Origin of the sequence: Nitrosomonas marina (genome assembly GCF_900110145.1) — a bacterium.
In the GTDB taxonomy this organism is placed as follows: Bacteria; Pseudomonadota; Gammaproteobacteria; order Burkholderiales; family Nitrosomonadaceae; genus Nitrosomonas; species Nitrosomonas marina.
Genome location: NZ_FOCP01000023.1, coordinates 41,405 through 50,665, shown reverse-complemented (window position 1 = coordinate 50,665; position 9,261 = coordinate 41,405). Strand labels below are relative to the sequence as shown.

Genomic DNA, 9,261 nt, shown 5'->3' with positions numbered 1-9,261 from the left:
ATATTGCGCTCGCTGAAGATGCGAAAGCAAAACTTGAGCAATTGGGTAAATCCGGCGATACAGGATCTTCAGTTATCGATATCGAGCCACTGCAGGCTGAGATTAAAGAACTCAACGAAAACTTAAGCCAGTGGCAGGCTGACGAGAAAAAATACAAAGATATTGTGGACCAGCATTCAAACCGTGCGCTGGTAATCGACAAGGCAAAAAAGCTGCACCAGGACATCATGGAATGGTTGGCAATAGCAGATGCATTATCACCGTCCGGAATACCAGGAGAACTGCTTAAAACGGCTCTGAAACCGATCAATGACCGCCTGAAATCAAATGCAATGGCTTCCTGGATGCTACACCCTGTTATCGACAGCGAAATGAACATCACCGCAACCAAGGATGGTGGCAGTCTTTCAATTCCTTATGCACTGCTATCTGAATCTGAGCAATGGCGCGTCGATGCGATGATTGCCGAGGCGATATCGCACATTTCAGGCACTAAAACACTGGTACTAGACCGCTTTGATGTTCTGGACCTTGGCAATCGCAGCAGCCTTATCTACTGGCTGGATGAGTTAGCGCAAGCAGGCGAACTCGACTCATGCATCATTTTCGGAACGATGAAGAAAAAACCGGTATCCCTTCCCGAGACCATTACAGCGTACTGGGTTGAGAACGGCGAAGTTGTTGCTGATGATGCACAAAGTCAGGAGGCGGCATGAAGCTATCAGCCAAGCAACAGCAAGACCAGATCATGTGGCTCCGTCTGATGATGCCAGCAAACGATGATAACACCATGCCAGTTAAGAAACCGGTCGCTGGCGGACCTGCAGGCAGCAACAAGAGGGATATGTTCAAGTGTTATCTGTCTTACAGACAAATAGTTGATCTGGTCGATTTCCTTGTATCACAAGAATCCATGACGGTCAGAGGGAAACGAAAAGAACATTACGAGGCAGCAAGAAAGGCCGGATACCTTACAGACAAAAACGGAAACGAGCTGACATTCGGCGGATTTACCCAATATTTTGCCATAGCAATGACCAAGCGAAAATCAAATGGCGACACCAAGGCGGTCATTAGGCATTGCCGAATAGTCTACAACCTGTCTGTGGAAATAACTGCGGCGATAGCGGGTATTGATGAAAAGGAAGCCAGCAGGATTATTTACGAACTCGCAGAGGATTGAAAATGATCATAGGGAAAATGGATGTTACAGAAGCAATTGATTGCGCGATCGCCAAGTTGGGCAAAAAAATTGATGGATTTACTTTTGTTGAGGCAAGTTGGGGAAACATGGACGTAAGTGCATACATTTACACAAACAATCCAAAATTGTTATTGGGCGCAACAAGGATCACGGTCGTTTTCCATGACAAAAATGGAAACAATACTCGTTTTGGAATGAAAGATGGATAAACAGGTACTTAAACAAGCGGTGCTCGATTTTGCGAAGAAAAAGAGAGAGCCATTCACAACAGCCGAAGCATACGACGCAATTGATTGCGCAGAAAGTGTGAAAGATGTTTCTGAGGCTATCAGATCACTCTACACGTCAGCGGACAAGCTGATCGCACGCAAGAGAATAGACAACGTGCGATTCAGCTATGTGCTTGCTGAATTTTCTCACGGTTTTGAAGGTTACGAGATAGACGCTCAGAAATCAGATGGATTAAAGAAAAATTCAGATAACCAAGTAGCCGCAGCCGCAAACATTCTCGTTAATCCAACAGGAAATAAACCTATTCAACAGAAACCTGATGGTTTTCTCGATACAGCGAAACAGATCGTTCATGGAGACCGGGAACGAATATACAGCGATACGGGCAAAAATCTTCGGCGCATAGCTAGTTACTGGTCGATTCACCTCGGCATCGATATTACTCAATATGATGTTTGCATAATGATGATGCTGCTAAAAATGGCGCGGCTTGGCAATGATCCTGAACATGTAGATAGTTGGGTTGATATCGCTGATTATGTTGCGCTGAAAGACAAAATTAGGGAAGGCAAATGAAGCCGCTTTTCTTCCCACTCAACGCATGGGCTTATGACCAGTTCGAGGCCGGAACAAAGCCAGACGAACTTCGCAGGTACGGTTCACGCTGTAACGAGAAAACATGCATACCTGGGCGGACAGCCATTCTGTCAAGCGGATACTGCACGAAAAACCGGATCAGAAAATGAGGCTTAAAACGGCGATCAGGCATGCTTTAACTGTGGCAGAAAGACTCCACGCCATAAATGGGATTATTCAGACTCCTGAATGCGGGCATGAGTGCATGAGGGTAAAGAGAGCGTGGCTTTTCGGGTCAACAGCCAGACATAGGGAAAACCCCAATGATGTTGACATCATTATGGAAACAATTTTATGCCGACCTATCAAAAAAACCGGCATTCGTAGGGGCAAAAAGTCTAAACAAACCGCGAAAGTTGACAGGATATACAAAAGATCGACTGGTATATGGCTTCCAAAGGAGACACACCGTGAAGGTCTTAGATACCTTCGCGGGAACATGAGAATGATACGTTTCCATGACTTCAATATTGATAAGAATTTTGCGGCCGGACGGATAATGCTCTACCCGCGCAATGACCTATTGAAACTGAATAGAAATGTCGATTAAATACGTAACAATAAAGAAATTCTGCAATGAAACAGGCTATACAGAGGCAGCTGTAGAGTCTAAAATCAAGCGCGGTGACTGGATTCTCGGCAAGCAGTACACTAAGGCGCCGGATGGCAGGATATTGATTAATATACAAGAATATAACTCATGGGCGGAAACAAATACCCAGGCGTCACCGCAGCCAGCGCGACATCAATTGAGATCAGCTTCTACTACAAGGGGCAAAAATGTCGTGAACGCATCAAACTGCAGCCCACTCCCGCTAACCTGAGACGGGCGTCAAATCACCGTGCGGCCATCCTGTTATCGATTGAAAACGGCACGTTCGACTATTCTGTAACATTCCCTGATTCACGAAACGCTAAGAAATTCGCATCGTCTCAATACACGGTAAAAACTTACCTTGTTGAATGGCTGGCGAATAAAGAACCAACAATAAAAGCAAGCACACTAAAAGATTACAGAAAGATCATAAACAACCTGGTAATACCGAAATTCGGATATCTGCCACTACACAAACTGACGCGCGCAGACGTGCGTAATTGGGTTTCCAGTATGGATTGTTCAAATAAAAGGATTATCAATATCTTGAGTCCGCTACGAGCCGCTCTGCAAGACGCCCAGCATGATGACCTGATACCTGTTAACCCACTTCTCGGTTGGACATACAAACGCAACGAGCCGCCAAAAGAAAAATCATACGTTGATCCGTTTAATGCGGATGAGCAAGAGTCGATAATAAAAGCCGCAACAGGGTCGATAAAAAATCAATGCATTGTGTTTTTCTGGACTGGCATGAGAACTTCAGAGTTAATCGCATTGGAGTGGTCTGACATTGACTGGAAACGTAAAAAAATAAAGATTAATAAAGCACACACCTATGCCGCCAAAAGCGACGAATCAACAAAAACAAAATCAAGTAATCGTGAGATTGACATGCTGCCTCATGTTGAGAATGCGTTAATCGATCAAAAACAACATACCCTCCTGCAAGGAGGCAAAGTATTTTTGAACCCCTATACCGGAAAGCAATGGACCGGCGACCAGCAGATCAGGAAAGGGTTTTGGATGCCGTTACTAGAAAAAGCGGGCGTGCGCTATAGAAATCCGTATCAAACTCGCCACACTTTTGCATCAATGATGCTATCAGCCGGTGAAAATATAGCCTGGGTATCTGCGCAAATGGGACACTCAAATGTGCTAATTACAGCTAAAACATACGCCCGCTGGATTAACAATGATGAGCGGCATGGAGCAAAAGCGGCACAAATGTATGGGCAACATTTGGGCAACATTGAAAATTAAGTTATTGATTTACAATGAAAAAATGGCGGAGAAGGCGGGATTCGAACCCGCGGTACGGTACAAACCGTACACACGCTTTCCAGGCGTGCACCTTCGACCGCTCGGTCACTTCTCCGAAATTAATTGCCAACCAGTTGTTCTGGCCCGGCGCATTAAAAAAGGTGGCACAGGATAAACCAGTTCAGGTTTAAGAGCAACTGATACTCCGCAGTGATCTGCAATACCGCTATTCGTATGTGTACCTTATCCCGAACGCTGAATTCGAATCGGTAGCGCTCAATTGCACCGCCCAGTGATCGTCAATATCGATAAAACGCCCCTGTCCGGCGTATATACGCTTCTGTTCAGCCGATTCACAGGATCGATCGGTTTTGACGTCTTCAGTTACATCTGCACAGATGATCTGATAAAGTTGTTGCGCAGTATCAATCTCAAATGCTGGTATTGGCTTTTCTTCAACAGACGACTTGACACGTCCACCGCTCAGACTTCTATGATATGTGATCTGGCGGTATGCAGCCGTGTTTTCAACTTCGAACCTGAAAATCGTCTTACGTCTATTGTCCAGTTGCTCCTGTTTGGTAAACAGCGAACTGTTGACCTGTGTATAACCCTGCCCATCCAGTATATCCGCAATTTCTTCCGGTGGTGTCGAAATCGATATTCCAGAGATTTCGACAGCATTCAACAATTCGTTATTTTGGCTGGTTCGGTTTTCACCTGATACAGCCGGCATACAGTTGATAATCAACAGCAATCCAACTAACGGTTTGATAGCATGACTGATGTCAGTTTGATATCGTGAGTTCATTTGCCGGGTACCTCTATCATTTGTGTTTATTCACATTTTCGGGAGTGTTACACCGTTCTGCCGCTGATATTTGCCGCCACGATCCTTATAAGATGTTTCGCATGCTTCATCAGATTCGAAAAAAATAACCTGGGCGACACCTTCGTTGGCATAGATTTTTGCCGGAAGCGGCGTGGTGTTGGAAAACTCCAGCGTTACATATCCCTCCCATTCTGGCTCAAACGGGGTCACGTTTACAATAATACCACAGCGGGCGTAGGTGGATTTACCAAGACAAATGGTAAGCACATTACGCGGTATACGGAAATATTCTACTGTTCGCGCCAGCGCGAATGAATTTGGCGGGATGATGCAGATATCGTTTTTTACGTCTACGAACGAATTGGAATCGAAATTCTTTGGATCGACAATCGTGGTGTTAATATTGGTAAACAGCTTGAACTCATCCGAACAGCGAATATCGTAGCCGTAGCTTGACGTACCATAGGAGACAATCGAGTGGTTATCTTTCTGCCGGATCTGGCCGGGTTCAAAAGGCTCGATCATACCATGTTCCAGCGCCATACGCCGAATCCATTTATCTGATTTTATTGTCATTTATGTTTAGCGCCGCCAGATAAAGTCAATCGTTTTCCATGATGATTTTGGCAAATATCTCCGAGTGATCTTCAGCAGATTCGGCTATTTTTACAGCGATTTTACGTGCTATCGTGCGATAGGTTTCCGCTATTTTACCCGAAGGGTCCGCAATGACGCTGGGCTTGCCGCTATCTGTATGTTCGCGTATCTGAATGTCCAGCGGTAGTGCACCGAGAAAATCCACTTCATAATCTCTACACATTTTTTCTCCACCTCCGGTACCAAATATCGATTCGGCATGTCCGCAATTTGAACAAATGTGCGTACTCATATTCTCGACAATCCCGAATATCGGTATACCGACCTTCTCAAACATTTTGAGTCCCTTGCGTGCGTCAAGCAAGGCAATGTCCTGTGGTGTAGTAACAATCACTGCACCGGTAACTGGAATTTTCTGCGCCAGTGTCAGCTGTATGTCACCGGTACCAGGTGGCATGTCCACAATCAGATAATCCACATCCTTCCAGTTGGTATCATTCAGCAATTGCTGCAATGCCTGGGTCACCATCGGACCACGCCAGACCATCGGTGTTTCAGTATCGATCAGCAATCCAATCGACATCGCCTGCAACCCATGCGCGATAACCGGTTCCATCGATTTGCCATCAAGGGATTCCGGCTGCTGAGTAATACCAAGCATTTGCGGTTGGGATGGCCCGTAAATATCGGCATCGAGTATGCCGACACTGGCGCCTTCTGCTGCCAGTGCCAGTGCTATATTGACTGCAGTGGCGGATTTACCAACGCCGCCTTTGCCAGATGCCACAGCGATAATGTTCTTGATGCCGGGTATCAGCTTGACCCCACCCTGCACCCCGTGCGGTGCTATTTTGCTGGAAACAGTCACACTGATTTTGTCAATGCCTGGAATGGTCTGCAAAGCAGAAATTATCTGCTGCTGCACATCAGCCTTGACGCTGTTGCCCGGGTAGCCCAGTTCAACGTCCAGTGCCACGTTAGCGCCATCAATACGAATATTCTGTATGGAGCCGGTAGCGGTATAAGTTTTTCCTGTTGTAGAGTCTATTACATTATCAAGCGCGGATTGAATGTGTTGTTCAGATATGGTCACTCAAAAACTCCTCAATACTGCAGCCACTGGTTGATCATGGCGCAGAAATGCAATCAGTTGAAATTGGCATGGTAACAAATATCAGGTCACTGACACAATTTGTTAGAATACCCCTTTGGCAGTCCGTTGAACATCATTCCATGTTACCGATGCCGCATCAGACACAGATACCAGATGGTTATTTATTACACATAAATACTGTTTTATATTTGTTTTCGTTTTACGTCGGATGCCACAAGAAATCGGCTTTCAACATTCTGCCCAACCATTTAACGAACATTGAACGATAACTTAACTTACGAATGACTAAACGAAGAATTCTGGTGACTTCAGCGCTACCCTATGCGAATGGCAGCATCCATCTGGGCCATCTGGTGGAATATATCCAGACGGATATCTGGGTGCGTTTTCAGAAAATGCGCGGCCATGAAATTTATTATGTCTGCGCCGATGACACACACGGCACCCCAATTATGCTGCGCGCCGAAAAAGAGGGTATCACTCCGGAAGCGCTGATTGCCCGCGTACACGATGAGCATTTCGAAGATTTCACCGGTTTTCATATTCATTTTGACAGTTATTACAGCACGCATTCCGACGAAACACGTCACTACTCGGAAGATATTTATCACAAACTGAAAGCAGCCGGGTTGGTACAGGTGCGCGGTATCGAGCAATTATACGATCCGCAGAAACACATGTTTCTGCCAGATCGTTTTGTCAAAGGAGAATGCCCCAAGTGCGCTGCCAGGGACCAGTACGGCGATTCCTGTGAGGTCTGCGGCGCCGCCTACGCCCCGACTGATCTAAAAAACCCGTATTCTGCTATTTCAGGCGCCATTCCTATCAAAAAATCATCCGAGCATTATTTTTTCAGTCTGTCGGATCAGCGTTGCGTGGATTTTCTGCGCCGCTGGACGCGCGCAGGACATCTGCAGCCGGAAGCGGCCAATAAAATGCATGAATGGCTCGGCGATGCCGGTGAAAACAAACTCTCGGATTGGGATATTTCGCGCGACGCACCCTACTTCGGTTTTGAAATCCCAGATGCACCCGGAAAATATTTTTATGTCTGGCTTGATGCGCCGATCGGTTACATGGGTAGCTTTAAGCACTTGTGCACACGTGAGGATCTTGATTTTGACGCTTACTGGCACAAGGATACGGATACCGAGCTGTACCATTTTATTGGCAAGGATATTTTGTACTTTCATGCATTGTTCTGGCCCGCAATGCTCGAAAACTCCGGTTACCGCACACCAACACGCATATTTGCACACGGTTTTTTGACAGTAAACGGTGAAAAAATGAGCAAATCGCGTGGAACGTTCATTACCGCAGCCAGCTATCTGAAACAAGGACTAAATCCGGAATGGCTGCGTTATTACTACGCTGCGAAGCTTAACGGTACGATGGAAGATATCGATCTAAATCTGGACGATTTTATTGTACGCGTCAATTCCGATCTGGTTGGCAAGTTCATCAATATTGCCAGTCGCTGCGCCGGGTTTATCGCCAAGCGTTTTGACGGCAAATTGGTTGATGCAGATAGCTATATCAGCATGCAGCAACTGATCGATACACGATTCACAAACTGGCGTCCGGGCACAATCGAAACAGCGTATGAGGAGCGCGATTATTCCCAAGCTGTTCGGCAGATGATGAAATTTGCTGATGAAGCCAATGAATTTATTCATGAAATGGCGCCCTGGGAAATTGCCAAAGATGCAAGCAGGAATGCCGAATTGCAACGTATCTGCAGCCTGGGCATACAACTTTTTTATCTGCTGTCACGTTATCTGAAGCCGATCCTGCCGGAAACCATTCGCCAGGTTGAAACATTCTTGAACTGCCGACCACTCACATGGCCGCGACTGGCTGACAGCGAACCGGTTTCACAGTTGCTGCTACCGCCTGGACATACCATTAACGCATACCAGCATTTAATGACACGTATGGAGAGCAAACAGATCGGTGCATTGGTGGAAGCGAATCGAGAAAGCCTGACGGCAGATCAGGCAGGTTCAACCAAAACCACTGCTGCAACAAAGCAGACAACGATCGCACCGATTACAGAAACGGTTTCAATCGACGATTTCAGTAAAATCGACTTGCGCGTAGCCAAGATCATGAATGCGGAACATGTCGAAGGTGCAGACAAACTGTTGAAATTGACGCTCGATATTGGCAGCGAACAACGTACGGTATTTGCCGGAATCAAATCGGCATACAATCCGGACCAGTTAATAGGCAGAATGACCGTTATGGTCGCGAACCTTGCTCCACGCAAGATGAAGTTCGGCCTGTCCGAAGGCATGGTGCTTGCAGCAGGAAGTGGCGGCAGCGAGCTGTTTATTCTGAGTCCCGATTCTGGCGCGCTACCAGGCATGCGCATCAAATAAACCGGCCAACAAAAGCTATCCTTCGTATGGAGACTATTGCGGCACAAATCAAGCAACTCGAGTTGAAACTGCTGCATACAGACATGCAGGCCAATCCGACGGTCATTGATGAGCTACTCGACAGTACATTTGAAGAAATTGACAATAACGGGCAGATCAATACAAGACAACAGGTGGTATCATGGCTGCTGAACAAGGACAACGCGCAGCAATGGTCGCTGCAGGATTTCCGTATTAAACGATTATCAAATAATACGGTCATAGCAATTTACCGCGCTGTCAAACATGAAAAGGCAACGAAAACTTTTAACGCAGTAAATTCAGGATCTATTCGAAGCTCGATCTGGCAGCGACGCGGCGATCAATGGAAAATGGTTTTTCATCAGGCAACACGCAGTATTTAGGAGA

General features: G+C 46.2%; 9 protein-coding genes, 1 tRNA gene and 1 pseudogene. 7 read left to right on the top strand and 4 right to left on the bottom strand.

Translation table 11 applies throughout. The features are described from left to right. From BMX44_RS16905 to BMX44_RS13565, 5 genes and pseudogenes are all read left to right on the top strand, one after another. Window positions 1-716: pseudogene (locus BMX44_RS16905) on the top strand (recombinase RecF); the annotation flags it as partial. Continuing rightward, window positions 713-1,183 carry a hypothetical protein gene (locus BMX44_RS13585; protein WP_090634012.1) on the top strand — a complete coding sequence of 157 codons (471 nt, stop codon included), beginning with the start codon at window positions 713-715 and terminating at the stop codon, window positions 1,181-1,183. The pseudogene BMX44_RS16905 and the gene BMX44_RS13585, both read left to right, overlap by 4 nt. Before the next feature lie 2 nt (window positions 1,184-1,185). Further along, window positions 1,186-1,413, top strand: coding sequence for a hypothetical protein (locus BMX44_RS13580; protein ID WP_090634009.1), 228 nt, complete (start codon window positions 1,186-1,188; stop codon window positions 1,411-1,413). Further along, window positions 1,406-2,011, top strand: a complete 606-nt coding sequence (locus BMX44_RS13575) for a DUF6378 domain-containing protein (protein ID WP_090634007.1) — start codon at window positions 1,406-1,408, stop codon at window positions 2,009-2,011. The genes BMX44_RS13580 and BMX44_RS13575 overlap by 8 nt, the downstream gene beginning before the upstream one ends. A 760-nt stretch (window positions 2,012-2,771) precedes the next feature. Next, window positions 2,772-3,929 (top strand): site-specific integrase, encoded by a 1,158-nt coding sequence (locus tag BMX44_RS13565; protein ID WP_090634003.1) that lies wholly within the window; start codon window positions 2,772-2,774, stop codon window positions 3,927-3,929. A 23-nt stretch (window positions 3,930-3,952) separates the two neighbouring features. On the opposite strand, the gene BMX44_RS13560 is transcribed toward BMX44_RS13565, so the two are convergent. From BMX44_RS13560 to apbC, 4 genes are all read right to left on the bottom strand, one after another. Beyond that, window positions 3,953-4,044: transfer RNA gene (locus BMX44_RS13560), tRNA-Ser, on the bottom strand. Window positions 4,045-4,155: 111 nt separating this feature from the next. Further along, window positions 4,156-4,740 carry a hypothetical protein gene (locus tag BMX44_RS13555; protein WP_090634001.1) on the bottom strand — a complete coding sequence of 195 codons (585 nt, stop codon included), beginning with the start codon at window positions 4,738-4,740 and terminating at the stop codon, window positions 4,156-4,158. A gap of 30 nt (window positions 4,741-4,770) precedes the next feature. Further along, window positions 4,771-5,337, bottom strand: coding sequence for a dCTP deaminase (gene dcd, locus BMX44_RS13550; protein ID WP_090633999.1), 567 nt, complete (start codon window positions 5,335-5,337; stop codon window positions 4,771-4,773). A gap of 25 nt (window positions 5,338-5,362) precedes the next feature. Beyond that, on the bottom strand, window positions 5,363-6,451 hold the full coding sequence (apbC, locus tag BMX44_RS13545) for an iron-sulfur cluster carrier protein ApbC (RefSeq protein ID WP_090633997.1): 1,089 nt from the start codon (window positions 6,449-6,451) through the stop codon (window positions 5,363-5,365). 302 nt (window positions 6,452-6,753) lie between these two features. Here apbC and metG point away from each other — a divergent pair, with 302 nt between their 5' ends. After that, the gene (gene metG, locus BMX44_RS13535) at window positions 6,754-8,853 is read left to right on the top strand and encodes a methionine--tRNA ligase (RefSeq protein ID WP_090633992.1); all 2,100 of its coding nucleotides are present in this window, start codon (window positions 6,754-6,756) and stop codon (window positions 8,851-8,853) included. A gap of 26 nt (window positions 8,854-8,879) precedes the next feature. Next, window positions 8,880-9,257 carry a nuclear transport factor 2 family protein gene (locus tag BMX44_RS13530; protein ID WP_090633990.1) on the top strand — a complete coding sequence of 126 codons (378 nt, stop codon included), beginning with the start codon at window positions 8,880-8,882 and terminating at the stop codon, window positions 9,255-9,257. Window positions 9,258-9,261: the final 4 nt, after the last annotated feature.

What these genes read in the sequence shown, in the direction of transcription:
- BMX44_RS13585 (WP_090634012.1), top strand. Translation starts at nt 713, where the DNA reads ATGAAGCTATCAGCCAAGCAACAGCAAGACCAGATCATGTGGCTCCGT.
- BMX44_RS13580 (WP_090634009.1), top strand. Translation starts at nt 1,186, where the DNA reads ATGATCATAGGGAAAATGGATGTTACAGAAGCAATTGATTGCGCGATC.
- BMX44_RS13575 (WP_090634007.1), top strand. Translation starts at nt 1,406, where the DNA reads ATGGATAAACAGGTACTTAAACAAGCGGTGCTCGATTTTGCGAAGAAA.
- BMX44_RS13565 (WP_090634003.1), top strand. Translation starts at nt 2,772, where the DNA reads ATGGGCGGAAACAAATACCCAGGCGTCACCGCAGCCAGCGCGACATCA.
- BMX44_RS13555 (WP_090634001.1), bottom strand. Translation starts at nt 4,740, where the DNA reads ATGAACTCACGATATCAAACTGACATCAGTCATGCTATCAAACCGTTA.
- dcd (WP_090633999.1), bottom strand. Translation starts at nt 5,337, where the DNA reads ATGACAATAAAATCAGATAAATGGATTCGGCGTATGGCGCTGGAACAT.
- metG (WP_090633992.1), top strand. Translation starts at nt 6,754, where the DNA reads ATGACTAAACGAAGAATTCTGGTGACTTCAGCGCTACCCTATGCGAAT.
- BMX44_RS13530 (WP_090633990.1), top strand. Translation starts at nt 8,880, where the DNA reads ATGGAGACTATTGCGGCACAAATCAAGCAACTCGAGTTGAAACTGCTG.